The organism is Bowmanella yangjiangensis, assembly GCF_018531185.1.
GTDB classification, from domain to species: Bacteria; Pseudomonadota; Gammaproteobacteria; order Enterobacterales; family Alteromonadaceae; genus Bowmanella; species Bowmanella yangjiangensis.
Genome location: NZ_JAHDJU010000003.1, coordinates 687,480 through 710,407, shown reverse-complemented (window position 1 = coordinate 710,407; position 22,928 = coordinate 687,480). Strand labels below are relative to the sequence as shown.

At 47.3% G+C, this 22,928-nt stretch carries 21 protein-coding genes; 20 read left to right on the top strand and 1 reads right to left on the bottom strand.

Annotated features, from left to right (window positions below; translation table 11 throughout):
- The first annotated feature begins 80 nt into the window (after positions 1 to 80).
- The 18 genes from KJY73_RS18905 (at position 81) to KJY73_RS18820 (ending at position 20,319) form a co-directional block, all read left to right on the top strand.
- Entirely contained in the window at positions 81 to 3,032 is a 2,952-nt protein-coding gene (locus KJY73_RS18905; RefSeq protein ID WP_214345208.1) for a TonB-dependent receptor, read from the top strand.
- A 68-nt stretch (positions 3,033 to 3,100) separates the two neighbouring features.
- Positions 3,101 to 4,591 (top strand): sulfotransferase family protein, encoded by a 1,491-nt coding sequence (locus KJY73_RS18900; protein WP_214345207.1) that lies wholly within the window; start codon positions 3,101 to 3,103, stop codon positions 4,589 to 4,591.
- A 381-nt stretch (positions 4,592 to 4,972) separates the two neighbouring features.
- A complete protein-coding gene (locus tag KJY73_RS18895) occupies positions 4,973 to 5,737 on the top strand; it encodes a DUF3450 domain-containing protein (RefSeq protein WP_214345206.1) in 765 nt (254 codons plus the stop codon).
- 5 nt (positions 5,738 to 5,742) lie between these two features.
- Complete coding sequence (locus KJY73_RS18890; protein WP_214345205.1) at positions 5,743 to 7,095, top strand: MotA/TolQ/ExbB proton channel family protein; 1,353 nt, start codon at positions 5,743 to 5,745, stop codon at positions 7,093 to 7,095.
- A gap of 1 nt (position 7,096) precedes the next feature.
- Positions 7,097 to 7,621 carry a MotA/TolQ/ExbB proton channel family protein gene (locus tag KJY73_RS18885; protein ID WP_102796662.1) on the top strand — a complete coding sequence of 175 codons (525 nt, stop codon included), beginning with the start codon at positions 7,097 to 7,099 and terminating at the stop codon, positions 7,619 to 7,621.
- 12 nt (positions 7,622 to 7,633) lie between these two features.
- A complete protein-coding gene (locus tag KJY73_RS18880) occupies positions 7,634 to 8,035 on the top strand; it encodes an ExbD/TolR family protein (RefSeq protein WP_188696923.1) in 402 nt (133 codons plus the stop codon).
- Between the two features lies 1 nt (position 8,036).
- Positions 8,037 to 8,651, top strand: a complete 615-nt coding sequence (locus KJY73_RS18875; RefSeq protein ID WP_214345204.1) for an energy transducer TonB — start codon at positions 8,037 to 8,039, stop codon at positions 8,649 to 8,651.
- Positions 8,651 to 9,922: a hypothetical protein gene (locus KJY73_RS18870; RefSeq protein ID WP_214345203.1), complete on the top strand. Its 1,272-nt coding sequence runs from the start codon at positions 8,651 to 8,653 to the stop codon at positions 9,920 to 9,922. The genes KJY73_RS18875 and KJY73_RS18870 overlap by 1 nt, the downstream gene beginning before the upstream one ends.
- 342 nt (positions 9,923 to 10,264) lie before the next feature.
- Positions 10,265 to 10,804 (top strand): HvfA family oxazolone/thioamide-modified RiPP metallophore, encoded by a 540-nt coding sequence (locus tag KJY73_RS18865; RefSeq protein WP_214345202.1) that lies wholly within the window; start codon positions 10,265 to 10,267, stop codon positions 10,802 to 10,804.
- A gap of 66 nt (positions 10,805 to 10,870) precedes the next feature.
- A complete protein-coding gene (locus KJY73_RS18860) occupies positions 10,871 to 11,710 on the top strand; it encodes an HvfB family MNIO-type RiPP peptide maturase (RefSeq protein ID WP_214345201.1) in 840 nt (279 codons plus the stop codon).
- Positions 11,710 to 12,438 (top strand): HvfC family RiPP maturation protein, encoded by a 729-nt coding sequence (locus tag KJY73_RS18855; protein WP_214345200.1) that lies wholly within the window; start codon positions 11,710 to 11,712, stop codon positions 12,436 to 12,438. Before KJY73_RS18860 ends, KJY73_RS18855 begins: the two co-directional genes overlap by 1 nt.
- Before the next feature lie 234 nt (positions 12,439 to 12,672).
- Positions 12,673 to 13,209: an adenine phosphoribosyltransferase gene (gene apt / locus KJY73_RS18850; protein WP_206594727.1), complete on the top strand. Its 537-nt coding sequence runs from the start codon at positions 12,673 to 12,675 to the stop codon at positions 13,207 to 13,209.
- Complete coding sequence (dnaX, locus tag KJY73_RS18845; RefSeq protein ID WP_214345199.1) at positions 13,210 to 15,558, top strand: DNA polymerase III subunit gamma/tau; 2,349 nt, start codon at positions 13,210 to 13,212, stop codon at positions 15,556 to 15,558.
- A gap of 40 nt (positions 15,559 to 15,598) precedes the next feature.
- Positions 15,599 to 15,925, top strand: coding sequence for a YbaB/EbfC family nucleoid-associated protein (locus KJY73_RS18840; RefSeq protein WP_214345198.1), 327 nt, complete (start codon positions 15,599 to 15,601; stop codon positions 15,923 to 15,925).
- A gap of 65 nt (positions 15,926 to 15,990) precedes the next feature.
- On the top strand, positions 15,991 to 16,590 hold the full coding sequence (gene recR / locus KJY73_RS18835; protein WP_214345197.1) for a recombination mediator RecR: 600 nt from the start codon (positions 15,991 to 15,993) through the stop codon (positions 16,588 to 16,590).
- Between the two features lie 138 nt (positions 16,591 to 16,728).
- The gene (htpG, locus tag KJY73_RS18830; protein WP_214345196.1) at positions 16,729 to 18,651 is read left to right on the top strand and encodes a molecular chaperone HtpG; all 1,923 of its coding nucleotides are present in this window, start codon (positions 16,729 to 16,731) and stop codon (positions 18,649 to 18,651) included.
- Between the two features lie 180 nt (positions 18,652 to 18,831).
- The gene (gene adk / locus KJY73_RS18825; protein WP_214345195.1) at positions 18,832 to 19,476 is read left to right on the top strand and encodes an adenylate kinase; all 645 of its coding nucleotides are present in this window, start codon (positions 18,832 to 18,834) and stop codon (positions 19,474 to 19,476) included.
- Positions 19,477 to 19,542: 66 nt separating this feature from the next.
- Entirely contained in the window at positions 19,543 to 20,319 is a 777-nt protein-coding gene (locus KJY73_RS18820) for an alpha/beta fold hydrolase (RefSeq protein ID WP_214345194.1), read from the top strand.
- An 80-nt stretch (positions 20,320 to 20,399) separates the two neighbouring features.
- Here KJY73_RS18820 and KJY73_RS18815 read toward each other — a convergent pair whose 3' ends face one another.
- Positions 20,400 to 20,840 carry an Hsp20 family protein gene (locus tag KJY73_RS18815; protein ID WP_214345193.1) on the bottom strand — a complete coding sequence of 147 codons (441 nt, stop codon included), beginning with the start codon at positions 20,838 to 20,840 and terminating at the stop codon, positions 20,400 to 20,402.
- A gap of 167 nt (positions 20,841 to 21,007) precedes the next feature.
- Here KJY73_RS18815 and KJY73_RS18810 point away from each other — a divergent pair, with 167 nt between their 5' ends.
- The gene (locus tag KJY73_RS18810) at positions 21,008 to 21,640 is read left to right on the top strand and encodes a DUF924 family protein (protein ID WP_214345192.1); all 633 of its coding nucleotides are present in this window, start codon (positions 21,008 to 21,010) and stop codon (positions 21,638 to 21,640) included.
- A 119-nt stretch (positions 21,641 to 21,759) separates the two neighbouring features.
- On the top strand, positions 21,760 to 22,896 hold the full coding sequence (locus tag KJY73_RS18805) for a 1-acyl-sn-glycerol-3-phosphate acyltransferase (RefSeq protein ID WP_214345191.1): 1,137 nt from the start codon (positions 21,760 to 21,762) through the stop codon (positions 22,894 to 22,896).
- The last annotated feature ends 32 nt before the right edge of the window (positions 22,897 to 22,928 follow it).

Here is a 22,928-nt window from a genome sequence, read left to right as displayed (position 1 = left end):
ACCCCTTACAAAAAATATCCGCTTAAGCGGAACTAAAAATTGCCACAAACAAAACTATAAGTGGTCCAGGGAGACAATATATGTTTACATTCAGAAGAAGCCTGACAGCCTTGGCTGTTACGGCAAGCTTAGGCCTTGCTGCGCCTGCAATGGCGACAGATACCAACGGCTTTATCACAGGTAGTGCAACTACAACTAGTGGTGCTGTTCTTTCAGGCACAACTGTTACCATCGAAAACATTGAAACCGGTCTGAAACGTTCTGTTACAACTGGTGATAATGGTGTTTTCCGTTTTCCTTTGCTGCCACCAGGAGCCTATAAGGTTACTGCTGAAAAAGATGGTTACCAGACCTTAGTTCAAGAGAAGGTTCAGGTAGGTATCAGCGGCAAAGTCAATATGGAAATTGAGCTCAGCAGCGAAGACGTGGAAACTATTTCTGTTACTGGCTCTATGGTGTCTATGGTTGACGTAACCAGCACCAGCACTGGTATTACAGTAGATACTCTGGTACTGGATAAGGTGCCTGTGCCACGTGATTTCACCGGCGTAGCGCTTTTAGCCCCAGGTACTACCAAAGGGGATAGCGCATTCGGTGACTTGCCTTCAATTGGTGGCGCATCTGTTGCTGAAAACGCGTTTTATGTTAATGGCCTGAATATTACCAACTTCCGTACTGGTGTGGGTTCCAGTGAACCACCTTTCGACATGTTCGAAACTTTCGAAGTTAAGACCGGCGGTTATTCTGCCGAGTTTGGCCGTGTCACCGGTGGTGTTATTAATGCTAAAACCAAAAGCGGTAGCAACGAATTTAAATTCGGTATGAATGCCTATTGGGAACCCGACTCACTGCGTGCGGACAAGCCCACCACGTACACTGCCGAAGGACTTTCCCGTATTGATAACCGTTATGATGAAAATGATTACTGGGATGTGAATATCTGGGCAAGTGGTGCGATTATTGAAGATCGCTTGTTCTACTATGCTTTGTACAATCCTCGTTCAGACATTTTCGAGTATCGTGGTCGCGAAACTCAAAGCGGTGCAGATCTACTTCAGGAAGTGTATAAAGACGAAGATAAGGATGCATTCTGGGCTGCCAAGATTGACTGGTACATTAACGATTCCAACATTTTGGAAGTCACAGCCTTCTCCGATGAGAGCAAAGAAGAAAACTACGTTGACTTTGCAACCAATGGTGATATCGATTCTTCCAGGCAGACTCTCGGTTTCACGGAGAATGGTGGTAAAAACTACACAGTTAAATACACTAGTATCCTGACCGACAACTTCTCTGTGTCCGCACAGTGGGGGTTGAACAAGTACAACCGTTCTACAACTAGTGCACTAGATGCAAACCCTGCTGTTTATCGTCGTTTTGATAGCAGCGGTGCGTTCGTTATTGGTGGAAACTGGGCCAACTTTACCTTTGGTAGCGGTGAAGATGAGCGTGAAGTACTTCGTGTCGATGCGGATTGGTACTTGGGCGATCATGAGATTCGCTTCGGTATTGATACGGAAACACTGACTGCGGTTCAAACTACTATTAACTCAGGTGGCTACTATTACCTGATTTATGTGGATGACGTTACCGATCCAGCGAACCCATCGCCTTATGAAGTACGCCGTCGTACTTATGCATCAGGTGGTGAATTCGAGAACGTTAACACCGCATTCTACATTCAAGACCAATGGCAAGTTTCTGATAACCTGGTACTTAATTTAGGTCTGCGTAATGACTCTTTTGAAAACAAGAATGGTGCAGGTGATACCTTTGTTAAGCTTGATAACAATTGGGGATTGCGTACCGGTGCGGTTTACGATCCAACCGGAACCGGTGACTCCAAAATTTGGGTGAACTACGGTCGTTACTATCTGCCTGTTGCAGCAAACACCAACATCAGACTTTCCGGCGCCGAAACCTATATTCAGGAATACCGTGAGTGGACTGGCTTTGCGGATTCTGCATTGGATATTCCAAACTTCGATGGTGCTCAGAGTCGTCCAACAGACGTATTCTCTGATGGTGATGTACCTTCTGCACTATCTATCGTAGATGCGAATCTGGATTCCATGTACTCGGATGAGTTTATTGCCGGTTATCAGTTCCAATTGAACGATGAATGGAGCATGGGTATTCAGGCTACCTATCGTGAGCTTTCCACTACTATCGAAGACGTAGCGATAGACTATGGCTTCAACAAGTATCTGGAACGCGAGTTCGGTAGCTCTTGTACCGAATGTTCAGGTTTCCATTACTATGTGTTGGCTAACCCTGGTGCTGATATTACTGTGACCACTGATCCAGATGGTGACGGCCCGCTGAAAGAGCAGGCGTATACTATTCCAGGTTCAGACCTGAACTACCCAGAGTCCGTACGTAACTTTGGTCAGCTAGACATCACAGCAGAAAAAGCCTGGGATGGCGTATGGATGATGAAAGCCGCTTATACATGGTCGCACAGCTGGGGTAACAACGAAGGTTACGTTCGCTCAGATAATGGTCAGGATGATGCAGGTTTAACAACCTTGTTTGACCAGCCGGGTCTGCTGGATGGCGCTTACGGTAATCTGCCTAACGACAGACGCCATGCGGTTAAAGTGTTTGGTTCTTACCAATTAACTGATGACTTGCAACTTGGCGCAAACTTCCAGTGGCAGACCGGTCGTCCGAAGAATGCCTTTGGTTATCACCCAACGGATGATTTTGCTCGTATTTACGGCTCGGAGTCATTCTACTCTCAAGGTGAATTGGTACCACGTGGCTCTCTGGGGACAACCCCAAGTACCTGGCAGTTGGATTTGACTGCCAGCTACAATGTAGATTTGGGTGATTTTGATCTGACGTTGCGTGCCGATGTCTTCAACGTATTCAATAACGACTCCGTTACTGAAGTGTTTGAGATTCGTGATGACGAGTCAGCGCCAACTCAGGGTACCTATGTTAAGCCTGGTGTTGATGCGGACTACGGTAATCCATCAAACTGGCAAACTCCGCGTTATGTGCGTTTGAGCGCTAATCTGCGCTTCTAATCAAGTACAACGCAAATAAGTAAACGAAGCCCCGTATAGCGGGGCTTCTTATTTTCAGCCTAAAGCAAATGAAGAAGTGGTGTGTTGTGACGGGGACAAATACAGTGTTGACTCAGTTGGTTGGTGCTTTGAAACAAAGTGATGATGTCTTAATCGAAGCGCTTATCGAGAAACTAATTCAAAGCAGAGTCTCCTTGAATGAAGACTGGCTGGGGATAAGCCGGGTGGCATATATGGCTTGTCATCCTAAATTGGCACTTTCAGCACTGGCTCAATTTGAACCAGAACCCGGATCCCAAAGTTTCGTGAAGAAACTTGCTATGATGTTGGAGTGCGGGGACATTGCAAATGTTGAGTCTACACTGAGGGCTCTGCCATTACATGCTTATACTCCAGCAGTTTTACACTTCAAGGCGACGTTAAAACTGCAGCTTGGTGATTTTGTTCAAGCAAGCGCTAGTGCCAGGCAAGTACTGAAGAGTTATCCAGCCTCTGGTGAATCATGGCTAAACTTGGTTAACGCCGATACATCCGTCACATTCAACAGTGCCGAGTATCAACAGATGCGGAAACTGGCAGAGTCTATGTCTTTGCGGCAGGCACCGCCAAGCCAATCTTTGGCATGCCTATATTCGGCACTTTCAAAGCTGGAGTTCTCGGCCGGAGAATATGATCTAGCGTTCTTATCAGCACAACGAGCAGCGAGTTCCGATATCAGAGGTAATTCTTATAGCTTTGAGCAGGAACTTAAAGCCGCAGATAAGCTCATAAAAACCACTGAATTGCCACCGTTTGTGCCAGACCCTGGCCAGCCAGAAATAAAGCCTATATTCATTGTTGGGCTTCCCCGTAGCGGCACAACCCTACTAGAGCAGGCATTAAAAGGGTACTCGGGGACTTTCGGGCTTGGTGAATGTGAGACCTTAACCAAGGCTGTGGCTTTTGTCGTCGGAAAAGCCGGGCAGTCAGCTCAATCTGTTGCTGGTGAGCAGAATTTAACGGCCGAGCAGCGACATCAGATTAAGAGATTATATATAAGAGAGGTTACTGCACTGGGGGGGAATTTTACGCAGTGCATTGATAAAAGTTTAAGTAACATGTGGCATGTTGGGTTGATTAAAAGTTTATTTCCGCAATCTACAATTATCCATATTGAACGTGAATCATTGGATTCTGCATGGTCATGTTTTCGAACGCATTTTAGTCAGGGATTGGAGTGGAGTTTAGATCTGGGACAGATTGCAGAACACTTTCATATCCATTATCAACTTAAAGAACACTGGTTGTCTCAGAGCGCTGTTGTGCCAATACAGTACGCTGATCTGGTTAACAAGTTTGAGGAAACTATGAGTAAAATATTGAGACAACTAAAGGTGTCAGAACAGCCAGTCAAATCAAACTTCCACATATCAGAGGGACTGGTAAAAACGGCCAGTGTCAGCCAGGTTCGTCAACCTATTTCAAAAACGATCACTGGCGATGGGGAAGCAGTCAAACGCCAAATGGAGAAATTTACACTCAGATTTGATGCATTGCGCGGTGGCAAAAAAACAAATTAGCTCGGTAATTCAGGTAATTGCCTGAAACCTAGAGTTATCCTCTTAATAATGAAAGGAATATGTTGTCTACTTGTTAAACGAAAGTACTGGGGGAACAAAGTGTTTGGTGCTGTAATATCAATCATTGTAACCTCCTATCTTGGCCCCGCTCTTTACTGCTGGCGGTTTCGTCACTGACAAATAGACGGCTAGCCTTGACAATTTTGATCGTTCCATGTGAACATTCGGCGTTCGAGTCGGCAGGCTTCGTTGGTCCATCTTCGGTATGGCCTGCCTTCTCAAATATTATTAATAGAACCGTTTTTAAGCCCCTCGTGGTCGGCTGGACCAGGCTGGTCTCGGGGATTCAAGAAAAGAAATTGGTTGGGAACTATGTCCAAAATGAGCAAGAGAAATCTAATTGCTTCTGCCGTTATCGGTGCCTTCGCACTAGGTGGCAGCCAAGTTGTCTCTGCAGACCCTCTTAAAAATTTGCAAAACGAAGAAGCAAAGATCCACGCGGCTGCAGCGCAATCCCAAAAGAAGATCGACAAGATCTATGAGCAAACTCAAGAATTATTGTTTGAGTACCGTGGTGTCGTTGATGAGACCGAGAACCTGAAAGTCTATAACGATCATTTGGCTCGTTTGGTTGCTTCACAGGAAGAAGGTATTGCCTCTCTGCAACGTCAAATCGACGGTATCGAAGGCGTTAAGCGTGGCGTAGTTCCTCTGATGTATCGCATGATTGATGCGCTGGAACAGTTCATTGAGCTGGACCTGCCTATCAATTACGAAGAGCGTAAAGCGCGTGTAGCGCATTTGCGTGATCTGATGAGTAATGCAAACGTAACTGTATCTGAGCAGTTCCGTCAGGTTCTGGAAGCCTATCTGATTGAAAACGAATACGGTAATACTATCCGTGTTTATCAGGAACAGCTTCAGTTCAACGGTCAGAACATTGCTGCTGACTTCTTCAACCTGGGCCGTACAGCGTTGTTGGCGTTGTCTTTGGACCAGAAGCAAGCTTGGGTCTGGAACAATGAGAGCCGTGCTTGGGAAGAGCTGGGTGATGAATACCTGAATTCCGTAGTTAAGGTTATCAAGATGGGCCGTAAGTTGGAGCCCTTCGATCTTATCAAACTGCCAATTAAAGCTGCGGAGTAATCAGAATGAAAAACCTATTCAAATCTGCCCTGCTTGCAGCTGCGATGGCTGTGAGCGTTGCACCTGTTCAAGCTGCTACCAGCTTGGATCAGTTGCTCGAACAAGTTAAAAAGAACCGTGTTTCCGAAGCGCGCATTAATGCTCAACGTGAAGCCGAGTTCAATTCTGCCCGTGCTGATAAGCAAGCGTTGCTAAAGAAAGCGCAAGACGGTTTGAAGGCCGAACAGGCTCGTGGTGACCGTTTGGCTAAGCAATATGCGGACAACGAAGTACGTTTAGCCGAAAAAGAGCAGGAGCTGAAAAATGCGACTGGTACTTTAGGTGAGATGTTCGGTGTGGTTCGTCAGTCATCTGGTGAAGCCTATGGTCTGATTTCTAGCTCAATTGTTAGTGCTCAGTACCCAGGTCGTTCCGCTTTCCTGGAAGGTATGGCCTCTGAAAGTAAAGGTCTGCCAAACATTCAGGAACTGGAAGAACTGTGGTTCGCGCTACAAACTGAAATGACCGAGTCTGGCAAAGTTGCCCGTTTCGAAACTGATGTTATCAGCTTGGATGGTGGTTCTAGCCGTCAGGAAGTAGTACGTGTTGGTACGTTCAACCTGGTGAGCAAAGATGGTTATCTGACCTACAATGCTGAGAAAGGACAAGTGCAGCCTCTTGGACGTCAACCTGACAGCCATATGGTCGATGATGCATCAAGCTTCATGGATGCCAAAGCTGGTTTCAATCCTTTCTTTGTAGACCCGACTCGCGGCACCATTTTGGGCCTGTTGACTGCTAAGGCTACCTTGTCTGAGCGTTACCATGCAGGTGGTGTAGTAGGTTACGTTATTACTGGTATGTTGGCTCTAGGCTTCCTGATTGCTATCTACAAGTTCGTAACACTGACTACCATTAGTGCCAAAATGCGTTCACAGCTGAACAACACGGCCAATCCTTCTTCTTCTAACCCGCTAGGTCGTATCCTGAAGGTTTATCAAGAGAACAAAGGCGCTGATGCTGAGAACCTGGAATTGAAACTGGATGAAGCTATTCTGCGCGAGCTGCCAAGCATTGAGTCCGGTATCAATATCATCAAGATCTTCGCTGCAGTAGCTCCTCTGTTGGGTCTATTGGGTACGGTTCTGGGTATGATCGCAACCTTCCAGCAAATTACGCTGTTCGGTACCGGTGACCCTCGTATCATGGCGGGAAGTATCTCAATGGCCTTGGTAACTACTGCTCAAGGTATTATTGCGGCACTGCCTCTGATTCTTCTGCACAGCATTGTTGCTGGTCGCAGTAAGTCAATCGTGCATATCCTGGATGAGCAAGCTGCGGGTATCGTAGCGGCTCACGCCGAGGTGGAGAAAGCTTAATATGTTATACCTGATAGAACTCTTGGAATCTGTCAGGGATTTTATCGCTACCGGCGGTGACGTACTGTATGTTGTTGCTGCCGCGCTCTTCCTCATGTGGATATTGATGATTGAGCGCTACTGGTACGTCACCAGCGTGTTCCCTAAGGTGATGAAGCAAATCATCACCGACTGGGACGCAAGGAAGGACACCACATCCTGGTATGCGCATAAGATTCGTGATGCATGGATTTCGCAAGCATCAGACAAACTCAGTGAGAGAATGTTGTTGATTAAAACTTTGGTTGCCATGTGCCCCCTTATTGGTCTGTTGGGCACAGTAACCGGCATGATTACCGTATTTGAAATCATGGCGGTGCAGGGAACGGGTAACCCGCGCTTGATGGCTGGAGGTATCTCCATGGCTACAATTCCCACTATGGCGGGAATGGTTGCGGCGCTTTCCGGTGTGTTCTTCAGCACACGTCTGGAAGCCAAAGTTAAAATTTCTAAAGAGAAGTTGGTCGACAGCTTGCCTCATCATTAAAGAGAGATTTATATGGCTCGTAAACATCGTGCAGAAGAAGAAGAAGCAACGATCGACATGACTCCCATGTTGGACATCGTGTTCATCATGTTGATCTTCTTTATCGTAACTACCTCTTTCGTAAAAGAGGCAGGTATCGAAGTAAATAAACCTAAGGCTGAACAAGCGACTAAACAGAAATCTGCCAACATCTTTATTGCCATCAATGAAAATGGTGAAGTATGGATGGATAAGCGCATGGTTGATGTTGAGCGTGTGTCTGCCAACATTGAGCGCCTGCTGGCTGAACAGCCGACTGATGTCGTAATCGTTCAGGCTGACGTTGAAGCCAAACACGGTGTCGTTGTTGAAGTAATGGATCAGATCAAAGCTGCTGGCATTGATAGGATATCGGTAGCAGCAAAGGATAATTAATATGCTTCGTCTAATAGTATCAATACTAGTAGGTGCGGCCATAACCTTTGCCTTGTTTGTGATTATGGCGAAATTAATTGCCAATTCTTCACGGCCTGCTGACGAGGTTCCGGAAATTCCGGTAATCGACGTCGTCATGAGTGAGCCTGAAGATAATACGCAAACTCGTTCCAGGGTGCCGCCGCCGCCTCCGCCGCCGCCGCAGCAGCCGCCAAAAATGCAGCCTCAGGAGCCTGAAGCAAACGATCCTAACACTGACGGCATGGCGTTTAACTTGCCTGGTGTGGATGTTGGTGGTGCTGACGTGGCCATCGGTGGTCCTGGTGCTTTAATGCGCGACGGTGAAGCTACACCAATAGTGCGTATTGAGCCCAAGTACCCCATAGAGGCGGCACGTGACGGTAAAGAAGGATGGGTAAGGTTGTCTTTCACCATTAACGAAGTGGGTGGTGTAGACGATATTGAAGTTATCGATGCTGAACCCAAACGTATCTTTGACCGTGAAGCACGCCGCGCTCTAAGCCGCTGGAAGTACAAACCAAAGGTGGTAGATGGCAAGCCTGTTAAGCAGTTGAATCAAAAAGTACAGTTGGACTTTAAGTTGGAGCAATCGTAATGAAAATAACGAAAAATCCAATCAGTAAGCTGATCGTGCTGAGCTCTATGGTGCTCTGTTCATACTCTGGGTTGGTGCAGGCGCAGTCTGCACCACCTGTAGTGTGTCCTGGTTATAAGCAAGGGCCGTCTAATATTCCTAGCGAACGTGTAGGTAAGAAGATTCAGAAAGCCTTTGAGGCATACAATAATGAGCAGCTGCAAGAAGCACTGACCATTCTGTATGAAATCGACACTTCAGATGCCTTTGATCGCGCTTTTACCGACAAGTTTATTGGCCAGCTTTTGGCCTCTCAGGAAGGTCAAGCTTCAAAGGCTTTGGGTTACTTGCAAAATTCTGTGAAAGACAAGCAACTGACGGATGCAGACCACGCCTCTATCCTGAAACTTGTTGCTGACCTTAACCTGCAGGAACAGAAGTACAGTGATGCGCTGGTTTGGTATCAGAAGTACATTGACTTTACCTGTAAACAGGATCCAGATGTTTATGTTCGTATGGCTAACGCCAACTACGAATTAAAGCAGTGGGATAAGGTTGTGGGGCCTGCAGACAAAGCCATCGCTTTGTACGAAAAGCCGAACAAGAACCCTTATGTACTGAAGCTGTCAGCATTCTTTGAGCGTAAGATGTGGCCACAAACCATTGAGGTTGCAGAGGAATTGGTAAGACAGTTCCCTGATACCGCTCAGTGGTGGTCTCAGTTAGGTATGTTCTATGCTCAGGTTGAAGACTTTAAGAAGTCTTTGGCTATGCTGGAAGTTGCCTATAACAACGGTTTTTTGACTAAAGAGTCCGAAATCCGTGTACTTAGCCAACTTTATGCAACAAATGATATTCCTTATAAAGCTGCCACCATCATGGAGAAACACCTGAAGGATGGTTTGCTTAAGAGTGACGAGAAGAATCTTGCCAGTTTGGCGAACGCCTTCCACTCTGCCAAGGAGATCAAAAAGGCTGCTTACTACTACGGCAAAGCGGCTGCACTGAGTAATGATGTCGATCATTATCGTCGTCAGGGCTCTCTGTTAGCTGCTGCTGAAGACTATAAGAATGCCATCCCTGCATTTGATAAGGCGTTAGAGCTATCTAAAGGCAAAGATGAAGGTAAGTTACACATCGAATTGATGACTTCTTACTTTTACTTAAATGACTTTAAGCAAGCGCATAAGCACGTTAAGCTGGCTATGAATGACAGCGCAACGGCACGCACAGCGAAGAGCTGGGAAGCCTATATTAAGGAAAAGGCTCGTAACCGCGGTGTAAAACTGTAAGTTTCGAGTAGAACTTAGTAAAAAAGGCCCCGATATCGGGGCCTTTTTATTTGTACCATGTAGCTTACACTCGCGCCTATGCGGTTGCATTATGCTCTACGCTGGCTGATGTATCGGCGAGTCATAAGATTTGTATTCTGTAATAACTGTCCTTGCCAAGCGCTTCACTTGCTTCAGCTTATTTTGTCTGAAAGTATTCCGTCTTGAATAATATTGCTCTAGTCTGAAATTTCATTCTTTAAAGAAATGTGAAATTATTTTTTTGCTGCATTGGTCTAACATCATGTTAGTGCCTTTCGGCCAGTCACCTGTATTAATACAATTTTTGCTTAGGAACTGAATATGAAACAGATAAAGAAAACCGGTATAGCAACAGCTTTAGGTGCCGTAGTGATTGGCTCTCTGTCAAATGTGAGCATGGCTGCAGATAACGGTGCATTTGCAATGCAAGCCTTAGAAAGCGGTTATATGCAGTTTGCCGGAGAAGGGAAATGCGGCGAAGGTAAGTGTGGTGAAGACAAAAAAGCCAAGAAAGAAGGGAAATGTGGCGAAGGTAAGTGCGGTGAAGACAAAAAAGCCATGAAAGAAGGGAAATGTGGCGAAGGTAAGTGCGGTGAAGGCAAAAAAGCCATGAAAGAGGGAAAATGTGGCGAAGGTAAGTGCGGTGAAGGCAAAAAAGCCATGAAGGAAGGAAAATGTGGCGAAGGTAAGTGCGGTGAAGGCAAAAAAGCCATGAAGGAAGGAAAATGTGGCGAAGGTAAGTGTGGTGAAGGCAAAAAGGCCATGAAAGAAGGAAAATGTGGCGAAGGTAAGTGCGGTGAAAGCAAAAAAGCCAAGAAAGAAGGGAAATGTGGCGAAGGTAAGTGTGGTGGTTCCCATTAAGCCATAAGAATAGAGAGGGCCGCCACGGGCGGCCTTTTGCTTTCGTGCAGATCTTGAGGAAATCGTATGGCATTAAATGCGACGAATGTTGGTTTGGGATTACGTCGAGAGATGCTGGAAGAGGTTCAATCATTCGGCTGTGTACCCGTCGACTTTTGGGAAGTTGCACCAGAAAACTGGATGCCACTGGGTGGGCGTTATCAAAAGCAACTGAGTGCGCTTACTCAGCAATATGAGTTTAAAACTCACGGGTTGTCGCTTTCCATTGGTAGTCCTGATGCACTAGATATTGGCTTTGTGAAAGCGGTAAAGCGCTTTTTGGATGAATACAATATCAGTACCTACAGTGAGCATCTGAGTTATTGCTCTGCAGCCGGCCATCTTTACGATTTAATGCCCATTCCTTTTTGTCAGGACGCGGTGCGGCATGTTTCTGACCGAGTTAAGCAAGTGCAGGATATTTTGCAGCGACCTTTGGTGCTTGAAAATGTTTCCTATTACGCAGCGCCACATGCACAAATGGCGGAAATAGATTTCATCTTATCGGTGTTAGAGCAGGCTGATTGCCAGTTGCTTCTTGATGTAAACAATATCTACGTCAATGGCGTTAATCATGGTTATGATGCTGCCACTTTTCTCAAAGCAATGCCCACTGACAGAATTGCTTATCTGCATATAGCCGGCCATTACAATGAAGCTGACGATCTCATCGTTGATACTCATGGAGCCGATGTCATTCAGCCCGTATGGGACCTGTTGGAGTTGACTTACCAAACCCATGGCGTGTTGCCCACCTTGCTGGAACGGGACTTTAATATTCCTCCTTTACCTGTGTTGCTCAAAGAAGTGGAGCGTATTCGGGCCTTGCAGATGAACTATTTACCCAGACAGGAACAACGAGCCTGATGTCACACTTATCAAAACAGTTCGCATTTGCTAATCACATCCGGGATCCCGAGACGTTTCCAGCACCTGAAGATGTTGAAGACAGACGAATGAATATCTACAGGGAGCTTTTTTTTAACAATGTCAGTGGCTTTGTTACTAATGGTTTTCCTGTTCTATGTAGTCTCTACGACGACTCCAGCTGGCAGCAGTTATGCCGGGCGTTTTTAGCCAAGCATGCCTGTCGTTCCCCTTATTTCGTGGATATCAGTAAGGAGTTTGTTGAGTTTATTGCCAATGAATACGCGCTTCAGCCTAGCGATCCTCCTTTTATGGCAGAGCTGGCTCATTATGAATGGGTTGAGCTGGCATTGAGCACGGCTAAAGGGCAAAGTGCTGGTGATTGGGCCGGGCAGCCTTATTCGGCAGTAAAGCTATCTGAACTTGCCTGGGTGCTTAGTTATGAGTATCCCGTACATCAGATAAGCACAGAATTTCAACCTGAAACCCCTTCAGGACCACACTATTATGTGGTGTTTCGGGATAAAGAGGATGATGTGCACTTCCTTAACATCGACCAAGTCAACGCTTTTGTATTGTCTTGCGTTGAAGATGACGCTGAAGAAGTTAGTGCTCTGATTGAAAAGCTACAAAATGCGATGCCGCATTTACCTGCAGACCAAGTTGCAGCAGGGTGCCGTCAGGCGCTGGATAAATTTGTCGGTAAAGGTATCTTAGTACCGACTTAGTTGCAGTTGACGCTTGATACTAACCTCTGCTGTTAATCCTTGTCAGTTTGCATTAAGATTTGCCGCTTCCGTTTTAAGAGATTTCAGACATGCATCACGACGAGAATTTCAAAGACCCTTTTAACGTTAAATATCTTCTGGCTGCGCTAGTGACAACCTTGGCATTGCCATTGTTGCATGTGATCCTGGGTTGGTTCGTTTTCTATCTGAATCACTAAAAAGAGCAGCGATAGCGTGACGATAGAGTATATCAAGTCAGCCATAAAAACCGTGCCTGACTACCCTAAGCCCGGTGTGCAGTTTCGGGATGTGACTTCCCTCATGCAAGACGGTAAGGCCTTTGCCGCTTGTATTGATATATTGGCGGCTCACTACCAAAATCACGGCTTTGACAAGATCGCAGGCACTGAAGCCCGGGGCTTTATTTTTGGTGCGCCATTGGCCAAGGCATTAGGCTGTGGTTTTGTGCCTGTTCGTAAGTTTAACAAGTTGCCTCGTGCAGTTATCCGTCAAAGCTACCAATTGGAGTATGGTGAAGACGTGCTGGAACTCCACCAGGATGCAATTCACCATGGCGAAAACGTGTTGTTGATGGACGATTTGCTGGCCACAGGTGGCACTATGCTTGCCACGGCGAAATTGGTACGTCAGCTGGGCGGCAAAGTTGAGCATGCTGCGTTTGTTATCAACTTACCGGACCTGGGCGGTTATCAGCGTTTAGTTGAGCAAGGTATTATTTGTCACTATCTTTGCGAATTTGAAGGGGACTAGGTGAGTTACCAGGTTCTCGCCCGGAAATGGCGGCCAGCGAATTTTGCGCAATTGGTCGGTCAGTCGCATGTTGTGTCCGCTATTTCGAATGCATTGGATAATGACCGCCTACACCATGCTTACCTATTTACAGGTACTCGTGGGGTAGGTAAAACCACAATTGCCCGGATTTTTTCCAAAAGTTTAAATTGCGAGCAAGGCATGAGTGCGACTCCTTGCGGAGAATGTGCAACATGCCGTGAAATAGACCAAGGCAACTTCGTAGATTTGCTGGAAATCGATGCGGCGTCTCGTACTAAGGTAGAAGATACCCGAGAGCTGTTGGACAACGTTCAATATCGTCCAACCCGAGGTCGCTACAAGGTTTATCTGATTGACGAAGTGCATATGCTGTCCAAGCACAGCTTTAATGCCTTGCTCAAAACCCTTGAAGAACCGCCTCCCCACGTCAAATTTTTACTGGCAACCACAGATCCGCAAAAATTACCCATCACTATTTTGTCCCGATGCCTGCAGTTTAACTTAAAGGCTTTGTCACGAGACCAGATTGCTCAGCAGTTGACGCATATTTTGCAGCAAGAAGGGATTAGTGCTCAGCCTGAGGCGCTGGCGCAGCTGGCGCGTGCTGCTCAAGGTAGTATGCGAGATGCATTGAGTCTGACTGATCAGGCGATTGCTCAAGGGAATGGCCAAGTCAATGTAGTGACTGTTGTCGATATGCTCGGCTTGCTGGACAAAAACCAGGTGCTGAAGTTGTTGCATGGCATAGTGCAAGGTGACAGTGTAGAAGTGATGCAGCAAGTCGAATCACTTGCGATGCAGGCTCCTGACTTTAGCCAGATTCTGGCGGAGTTATGTAGCCTGTTACACCAGATGGCATTGACCCAATTTGTCCCAGACAGTTGCAAACTTGAAACTGTCACGGCAAAAGCCATCTACCAATTGGCAAAGGCGGTGTCTCCTGAGCAAGTGCAATTGCTCTACCAAATAGCGTTACAGGGCAGAAGAGACCTACCTTTTGCTGCTGACGGTCGCAGTGGGTTGGAAATGACGCTGCTGAGAATGCTGGCATTCCAGCCCGTGGCTCAAAAAAAAACTCTAGCGGAAATCCGCCAGCTCAGTGAAGAAGCCGCAGTTCCTTTTGATATACCCTCCGATGGTGAGGAAGATATCTCTGATGAACTACAGCAATTGCAAAATGACCAGGCGTTAGTCTGGCAACAAGCAGAAGCACTGGGCCCACAAGCACTTGTTGGCCAAGAAACCTCTGCTCAGACTGTTTTACCTGAGCCTGAGCCTGAGCCTGAGCCTGAGCCTGAGCCTGAGCCTGAGCCACTTGTGGCAGCTGCACCCAATACCACAGAAAGCTTGTTGGCATTAAGGCGCAAGCTGCGTGAAGAGGTGCAAGCTGAGAAAAACGCGCCAGCGGTGGCAGTGGAAAAATCTGCTGCGCCGACTATCAACTTCAGCCGTCCCGTTGCTGATGCCAAGCTTGAATTTGTTGATATGGCCTTGCCCGAGCAAGAGACTGCCGCTGCGATTTCTGCTCCAGAGCCTGATATCAGTTTGCCGGTGGATGAAGATGACAGCCCGCCCTGGCATGATGAGCCTGCGAATTTCCCTGCTGCTTTTGGTGCCCAGCAAAATGCCATGCCAGAAGAGGCGATGTTCGATGTGTCGCAGCAGGCAATAGAGGAGCAAAATGAATATCCGCGTGATGAAGAATTTGTCCATCATGAAGGTCTGATAAGTGATTCGGACGAGGATATTTCAGCACCAGATATGCAGGCCTATCAGGCTGATATGACGGCTTATGAAGATGAACAGGCGGCAGATGAGGCGAAATCAATCGATGATGATATGTCTGCCACCGAAGATCTGCTGGCAGCGTATCAGGATGAAGATCCCTCTGTTTTACAGGTTGATAGGGATGTTCCCGCATTTTTATCAGACGGGCAGAAAGTTTTACATGCCAGCCAGCTGGATAATTGGAGCCGTCTGGTTGAACATATGGGAATTAATGGTCTGGTTAAGCAGTTGGCGTTACACGCTGGTTGTCAGGTACAGGGCAATGAGGTCAATTTGCTGTTACATAGTAGCAAGGAGCACCTGTATTCACCTTCTGCACATCAACAGCTTCAGCAGCATTTAAGTGATGCCCTAAAGCGCCCAGTTGAGCTTAAAGTGGAGTTGGGGAGCCCGGTCAATACCCCGTTTGCCCTGGCTCATGCTATTCGACAAGCCCGCCAGGCGTATGCAGAGCAGGTGGTGCAAACTGACCCCGGCATTAACTTGTTGCGCAGTGAATTTTCAGCGTCGGTTGCGGCGCAAAGTATTAAACCGAGATAGGGATAACCGGAAGTGTTATCCGCAAAGCAAAGAGGTGATTATGTTTAAAGGTGGAATGGGCAACTTGATGAAACAGGCCCAGCAGATGCAAGAGCGTATGCAAAAGGCCCAAGATGATCTGGCAAAATTGGAAGTAACCGGAGAATCAGGTGCTGGCATGGTGAAAGTGACTATGACCTGTAATCATAGCGTACGTCGGGTGGATATTGATGAAAGTCTGATGGAAGACGACAAAGAGATGATCGAAGATTTGGTTGCAGCTGCTATCAATGATGCGGTACGTCGTGTCCAGGAAACCACAAAAGAGAAAATGTCAGGCGTGACCGGTGGCATGCCTTTGCCTCCTGGTTTTAAGATGCCGTTTTAATCGATACCAATGAAGGGACGGCCGAAATCGTCCCTTTTATCATTTAGCCTAACTCTAAAGTTGTCATGAAATTCAGCCCATTACTCAGTGAACTTATTCGTACCCTGAAATACTTACCTGGTGTTGGCCAGAAATCTGCTCAACGCATGGCATTTCAGCTCTTGGAGCGCAATAGAGTGGGGGCGCAGGAACTTGCTTCGGCCCTGCACAATGCCATGGAGCATGTACAGCATTGTCAGCAGTGCCGCAATTTTACCGAGTCAGACTTGTGTGATATCTGTGCCAGCCCCAAGCGTCAGCAACAGGGAATTCTTTGCATAGTAGAAACTCCCCAGGATGTAATGGCCATAGAGCAAACGGCGGAATTCAACGGCCTGTATTTTGTATTGATGGGACATTTGTCGCCTATTGATGGCATTGGGCCTGCGGATATTGGTCTGGATAGCCTTGGCGAGCTGTTGGATAAGCACCAGATCCAGGAAGTGATCTTAGCCACAAATCCGACCGTGGAAGGTGAAGCAACAGCGCATTACATCGCGCAAATGTGTCGAAGCCGAGAGATAAAGGCCAGTCGAATCGCCCACGGTGTGCCGGTTGGCGGGGAGTTGGAATATCTGGATGGCTCAACGTTGATGCATGCCTTCAGTGGTCGCAGAGAGCTTTGAACAAAGCACATGCTTAGAATAAATTTCGACATTCATCGTTGAAATCAGACAATCTGTCCTTATCTCCTAGTTCGAAGTGAATGATGCCGATGGCCTATTGGCGGTCGGAAATGAAACAGTACTAGGAGATGTCCGTTTATGGCAGATGCAGCCCATAAAGAAACCCATGGTTTTCAAACTGAAGTTAAAAAACTCCTTCAGTTAATGATCCACTCCCTTTACTCGAATAAAGAGATTTTCCTGCGCGAGCTGGTGTCAAACGCCGCCGATGCTGCAGACAAACTGCGTTTCCGCGCGCTGTCTGACGACAAACTCTACGAGAACGATGGTGATCTGCGTGTTCGTCTGATTGTAGATAAAGATGCTGGTACCCTGACCATTTCCGACAACGGTATCGGCATGAGTCGTGATGATGTGATTGAACATCTGGGTACTATTGCCAAATCCGGTACTGCTGAATTTTTCAGTAAGTTATCTGGTGACCAGGCCCGCGATTCTCAGCTAATTGGTCAATTTGGGGTGGGCTTCTATTCCGCCTTTATTGTCGCTGACAAAGTGACTGTGCGCACTCGCGCAGCTGGTCAGGATGCGTCTCGCGGTGTGGAGTGGGAAAGTGCCGGAGAAGGTGATTTCACTGTCGCTGATATTGAAAAAGCCGGGCGTGGTACCGACGTTATCTTGCACCTGAAAGACGACGAAAAAGAATTTTTAGATGACTGGCGTCTGCGCTCCATCATAGGTAAGTACTCTGATCACATTAGCGTGGCTGTGCAGATGTACAAAGACGAAGTGCCTGAGAGGGAAGGGCCTGATGGTGAGAAAGTGCCAGCTGAGCCGGGTAAGTGGGAGACCATCAACAAGGCCACGGCAATTTGGACCCGTGATAAGTCTGAAGTCAGTGACGAGGAATATCAGGAATTCTATAAGCACGTTTCCCATGATTTTGGCGATCCGCTGCTATGGTCGCACAATAAAGTGGAAGGTAAGACTGAGTACACCAGCCTGCTGTATGTGCCGGCTAAAGCCCCCTTTGATTTGTGGAATCGTGAGCAGAAACACGGCTTGAAGCTTTACGTGCAGCGCGTGTTTATCATGGATGATGCCGAGCAGTTTATGCCGGTGTACCTGCGTTTTGTCAAAGGGGTCTTGGACTCTAACGACTTACCGCTTAACGTCTCTCGTGAGATTCTGCAGGACAATAAGATCACTCAGGCCATGCGCCAGGGCTGTACCAAAAAAGTGCTGCAGATGCTGGAGCGTCTGGCCTCTAATGACAAAGACAAGTACCAGAGCTTCTGGAACGAATTTGGCAATGTGCTTAAGGAAGGGCCGGCAGAAGATTACAGCAACCGTGAGAAAATTGCGGGCTTGCTACGTTTTGCCTCCACGCAGGAAGACAGCAGTGCGCAAACTGTATCACTGGACGACTATCTTGCCCGTATGAAGGAAGGCCAGGATAAGATCTACTACATTACGGCTGATAATTATCAGGCTGCTAAATCCAGTCCTCATTTGGAGATCTTCCGTAAGAAGGGCATTGAAGTCTTGCTGATGTCTGACCGCATCGACGAATGGCTGATGTCTCATCTGAATGAATACAAGGAAAAGCCGTTCCAGGCCATTACCAAAGGTCAGTTGGATCTGGGAGACCTGGACGATGAAGAGACCAAAAAAGCACAGGAAGAGGCCGAGAAGCAAGTTGCTGGTCTGACCGAGCGGGTTAAAACCGTACTGGGTGAGCGAGTCAAAGAGGTGAAATTAAGCCATCGTCTGACCGATTCGCCCGCTTGTGTGGTGGCTGATGAATATGGCATGAGCACGCAGATGATTAAACTGATGCAGGCTGCCGGGCAAAGTGTTCCTGAGATGACCTATCACTTTGAACTGAATCCAGATCATAGTCTGGTGAAGGTCTTAGCTGAGCTACAGGACGAAGACCGTTTCGCTCAGCTGACCGAAGTCTTGTTCGATCAGGCTGCACTCACTGAGCAGGGCAGTTTGAAAGATCCTGCGGCCTTTGTGGGGCGCTTGAATAAGCTGTTGATGGAACTAGTCAAGTAAGTTTTCAGTACCGATAACAAAGGGCGGGCCAGCAGGTCCGCCCTTTATGGTTAAAGACCGCTAAAACTATGGTCTGACATGGTGTTTTTCACACGGTTTTCGGCTTGTAACCCCTGGGCTTAATGTGTAAAGTTCCCAGCTCATTCATATAATTGTCACAGACCAGTAAGAGGATCAGGTATGCGCATCATTTTGCTTGGCGCTCCCGGAGCAGGAAAGGGCACGCAAGCCCAATTTTTAATGGGTAAATTCGGGATACCACAGATATCTACCGGCGATATGCTCAGAGCCGCCATCAGTGCTGGCACCGAGCTCGGCCTTGCTGCCAAGAAAGTCATGGACGAAGGTAAACTGGTCTCCGATGAGCTTATTATTGGTTTGGTAAAAGAGCGTATTGCTCAACCTGATTGCCAGAATGGTTTTCTGTTAGACGGTTTCCCTCGCACTATTCCTCAGGCCGATGCCATGAAAGAAAACGGCGTAGACGTTGATCATGTGATTGAGTTTGACGTAGCTGACGACATTATTGTCGAGCGTATGGCTGGCCGTCGTGTCCACCCTGCTTCAGGTCGGGTCTATCATGTGACCTACAACCCGCCGAAAGTGGAAGGTAAGGATGATGTAACAGGTGAAGACCTGGTTATCCGTGCTGACGACGAGGAAGAAACCGTACGCAAGCGTCTGGGTATCTACCACGAACAGACCAAACCTTTGGTTGACTATTACAGCAATGAGGCCGCTTCCGGTCGCTGTGCTTACCATAAAGTAGATGGTACCAAGCCGGTTGAACAAGTTAGCCAGGAATTATCTGCCTTGCTTGCTTGATCAAAATTGATTTTTGATTAAAAAGGAGCGTCAGCTCCTTTTTTTATGGGGAAAAGGGAAATGTCTATGCAAGGTGTGTATGTCAGTGGTAATCCTGAGGGACCAGCCCTGGTATTGCTGCACAGCTCGATGAGTAGTGCCCGTCAATGGCGGGAGTTAGTAGACCAATTGGAAGATGCGTTTCGCATAGTCAATTTTGACCTGCTTGGTTATGGTCAGGCGCCTGCTCCAACACTTACCGTACCGTTTAGTCTGGAGAACGAAACGCAGCGCATTGAGCAACATTTATCTGACTTAGGGGTTAGGCAGTTTCATATATGCGCTCATTCTTTTGGTGGTGCTGTAGCGCTTAAACTTGCTCACGAACGGCCTAATGCGGTGCTGTCGCTTAGCTTGTTCGAGCCGGTCGCTTTCCATTTACTGTCACACGAATCTGCAGGTTGGCTTGAGGTGCAGGAGCTGGGGAAAAAGGTCGCGCACTTGGATGCGGCGCAGGCGGGGGCTTGCTTTGTTAACTACTGGAATGGGGCGGGCTATTTTGAGTCTATGCCGTTGGCGGTTCAGCAGGGTTTTGCTGGACAGGTTAAAAAGGTCAGAATGGACTTTATTGGCCTGACCAGCGAAGCCTACCAGCTTGCTGATTACGCCCAAATTCAATGCCCTGTATTGCTGTTAAGCGGAAAACAGTCCCGCAGTTCAGCGCTGGCTGTTGCAGATGCTCTGGTTGAGTATTTACCTAGAGTGCAGCGCTTATGGGTATCTGGTGGACACATGTCACCCATCAGCCATAGTAAAGAAGTAAATAAGCTGTTGATCGATTTTCTGGTTAAGCAGATTGTCTGAAGGTCTGTTGAGCGAGCTTGAATTATAAAAAAGCGGCTCATAAGAGCCGCTTCCAGGGAGAGAGGAAAGGGCTTTAGGGCTTAGCCTTTGTTTTCCAACAGACTGCTACCTATTTCAATCTTGCGAGGCTTTTTCGCCTCGGGGATAACACGCTCAAGGTCAATGTGCAGCAGGCCATTTTTCAAATCGGCACCCAGCACTTTGACATGGTCACCAAGCTGGAACTTACGCTCGAAGTTACGCTCTGAAATTCCTTTATGCAGGAAATTGCGCGCTTCCTCTTTTTCCGCTTTGTTGCCGGTAACATGTAAAGTGTTCTCTTCAACCTGGATTTCCAGTTCTGACTCAGCAAAGCCCGCTACCGCCATGGTGATGCGATACTTGTCCTCACCCAGCAATTCAATATTGTAGGGGGGATAAGAAGGCTGCTTTTCGTTACGGCTGGCGGCATCAATCATAGATGCAAGGTGGTCAAAACCGATGAAAGAACGATAAAGTGGAGACAGATCAATATTACGCATAGTCATATCCTCGTAAGCAATATGGGTTGTTGTAGCCCCGCAACGCGGCGGCTGATTTAATTTGTCGACCCCTCAGGCATCGACAATATCTATATAGGGTTGGCCAAGTTGCTTTCAATACAAGATCTTGAGAAATTTCAGAAAATATATCTAAGTGATTGAATAATATGAGTAATAATTTTGAGGAAACAATTCCGGAAGAGGCAGATGGGATCCTGATGTACTGGTTCGGTGAGATTCGGGATGGATTAGCTGAGTCGGGTAAGTCAGGTATCTGGTATGGCGCAGATCCCCAGACTGATAAGCATATCCGCAAGGCGTATGCCAGCCTGCTTGAACAGGCTTATCAGGGTAAACTGGATAACTGGCTGCAAACTGCCAAAGGACGGTTGGCACAGATCCTTTTGTTTGACCAATTCAGTCGAAACATTCACCGTGGGACAGCTCAAGCCTTTGCCTATGATGAAAAGGCTCTGGGACTTTGCCTGGAGGGAATAACCCTTGGTCATGATCAGCAATTATCACTAATAGAGCGGATATTCTTCTATCATCCATTGGAACATGCAGAACAACAGGATATACAGGCCTTGTCTGTGCAACAGTTTTCGCTGCTCGCCTCCCTGTATACTGAGGGCGAGCAGTTGCAAATGGCCTCAAATGCTCTGCGCTATGCCATAGAACACCGAGATATCATTGCCAGATTTGGGCGTTTTCCACATCGTAACCAGGTATTGGGGCGTGTTGCTAGTGAAGAAGAACAAAACTACCTGCAGCATGGTGGTAAACGCTTCGGCCAATAAAAGTAAGATAGTGGTATTAAACTGCTCTGTGTTAACAAAAATTTACCATACAAGGCATTGAGCTTCTGCTTGTCTACAGGTAAATTGGCGCGTTTTTTTATGGCGTGAATCGATTGTTCATGGATACCTTTGCTCAAATCCGTCCTTATCAGGACGATGAAGTTCAGACTGTGCTGCAGCGCTTGTTCAACGATCCTGAATTGTTGGATGCTTTGGTGCGTTTTCGCTTTGCCAATTGGCCTAAGTGGTTGGGTAAGCCTTTGGCGGTGGCTTTGCGCTGGCATTTGAAAAGGCGCTTTGGTGCTATTCGAACGGTACGTGATTTTCAGAAACAGCTGGAGCCTTTTATCCAGCGCATGATCGACACCAGTACGACTGGGCTGAGTATTCATGGTTTGGAGCAGCTCGACCTGACGCGTCCTTGTTTGTTTATCTCCAATCACAGAGATATTGCGCTGGACCCAGCGTTTGTCTGTTGGGCGCTGCATTTAAAGGGGCAGGATACGGTTCGTATCGCCATTGGTGACAATCTCTTAACCAAGCCTTGGGTGTCAGACCTGATGCGTTTGAACAAGAGTTTTATCGTTAAACGTTCTGTACCAAGCAAAAGGGAAAAACTGCAGGCCAGTAAAGAGCTCGCTGCCTATATCCAGCATTCCTTGCATGAAGAAAATGCGCATATCTGGCTGGCACAGCGGGAAGGCCGGGCCAAAGACGGCGTGGATAAGACCAACCCGGCGATTATTTCCATGTTGATGCTCAATAAACCTAAAGAGCAGGAATTTTCTGAGTACCTGAGTCAACTACGTATCGTGCCTGTGGCTATAGGTTATGAATACGATCCCTGCGATCTGGCAAAAGCCAAAGAATTGCATCAGCAAGCCATGACGGGACAGTATGAGAAGGAAGACCATGAAGATGTGGCCAGTATTTCTCGCGGCATTGTTGGTTACAAAGGCAAAGTCGAAGTGTGCTTTGGGCAACCGATAAAGGGGCCGCAGTTTGATTCAGCCAAACAGGTTGCTGAAGAAATCGATAAGCAGATTCGCGCGCTTTATCCGACTTTGACCACCACCCATTTGGCGGCTGAAAAACTGGGCTTGGATACCAGTCACGAGAACGCCCATTTTAGTGCCAGTCAGCTCAAGGTTGAACGTGAGCGCTTTGACCAGCGTTTGGCTGATGTGCCAGAAGAAATCCGTCAGCGCATGCTGAGCATGTATGCGGCACCGCTCAATCCTGAACATGCTGACTAAGCCAGACCCCCAGTCGGCTTAGTCCAATATTC

What these genes read in the sequence shown, in the direction of transcription:
- KJY73_RS18880 (WP_188696923.1), top strand. Translation starts at nt 7,634, where the DNA reads ATGGCTCGTAAACATCGTGCAGAAGAAGAAGAAGCAACGATCGACATG.
- KJY73_RS18810 (WP_214345192.1), top strand. Translation starts at nt 21,008, where the DNA reads ATGAGTAATAATTTTGAGGAAACAATTCCGGAAGAGGCAGATGGGATC.
- KJY73_RS18895 (WP_214345206.1), top strand. Translation starts at nt 4,973, where the DNA reads ATGAGCAAGAGAAATCTAATTGCTTCTGCCGTTATCGGTGCCTTCGCA.
- KJY73_RS18890 (WP_214345205.1), top strand. Translation starts at nt 5,743, where the DNA reads ATGAAAAACCTATTCAAATCTGCCCTGCTTGCAGCTGCGATGGCTGTG.
- KJY73_RS18870 (WP_214345203.1), top strand. Translation starts at nt 8,651, where the DNA reads ATGAAAATAACGAAAAATCCAATCAGTAAGCTGATCGTGCTGAGCTCT.
- KJY73_RS18900 (WP_214345207.1), top strand. Translation starts at nt 3,101, where the DNA reads ATGAAGAAGTGGTGTGTTGTGACGGGGACAAATACAGTGTTGACTCAG.
- KJY73_RS18815 (WP_214345193.1), bottom strand. Translation starts at nt 20,840, where the DNA reads ATGCGTAATATTGATCTGTCTCCACTTTATCGTTCTTTCATCGGTTTT.
- KJY73_RS18855 (WP_214345200.1), top strand. Translation starts at nt 11,710, where the DNA reads ATGTCACACTTATCAAAACAGTTCGCATTTGCTAATCACATCCGGGAT.
- recR (WP_214345197.1), top strand. Translation starts at nt 15,991, where the DNA reads ATGAAATTCAGCCCATTACTCAGTGAACTTATTCGTACCCTGAAATAC.
- KJY73_RS18805 (WP_214345191.1), top strand. Translation starts at nt 21,760, where the DNA reads ATGGATACCTTTGCTCAAATCCGTCCTTATCAGGACGATGAAGTTCAG.
- KJY73_RS18905 (WP_214345208.1), top strand. Translation starts at nt 81, where the DNA reads ATGTTTACATTCAGAAGAAGCCTGACAGCCTTGGCTGTTACGGCAAGC.
- KJY73_RS18885 (WP_102796662.1), top strand. Translation starts at nt 7,097, where the DNA reads ATGTTATACCTGATAGAACTCTTGGAATCTGTCAGGGATTTTATCGCT.
- adk (WP_214345195.1), top strand. Translation starts at nt 18,832, where the DNA reads ATGCGCATCATTTTGCTTGGCGCTCCCGGAGCAGGAAAGGGCACGCAA.
- KJY73_RS18840 (WP_214345198.1), top strand. Translation starts at nt 15,599, where the DNA reads ATGTTTAAAGGTGGAATGGGCAACTTGATGAAACAGGCCCAGCAGATG.
- KJY73_RS18860 (WP_214345201.1), top strand. Translation starts at nt 10,871, where the DNA reads ATGGCATTAAATGCGACGAATGTTGGTTTGGGATTACGTCGAGAGATG.
- KJY73_RS18865 (WP_214345202.1), top strand. Translation starts at nt 10,265, where the DNA reads ATGAAACAGATAAAGAAAACCGGTATAGCAACAGCTTTAGGTGCCGTA.
- KJY73_RS18875 (WP_214345204.1), top strand. Translation starts at nt 8,037, where the DNA reads ATGCTTCGTCTAATAGTATCAATACTAGTAGGTGCGGCCATAACCTTT.
- KJY73_RS18820 (WP_214345194.1), top strand. Translation starts at nt 19,543, where the DNA reads ATGCAAGGTGTGTATGTCAGTGGTAATCCTGAGGGACCAGCCCTGGTA.
- htpG (WP_214345196.1), top strand. Translation starts at nt 16,729, where the DNA reads ATGGCAGATGCAGCCCATAAAGAAACCCATGGTTTTCAAACTGAAGTT.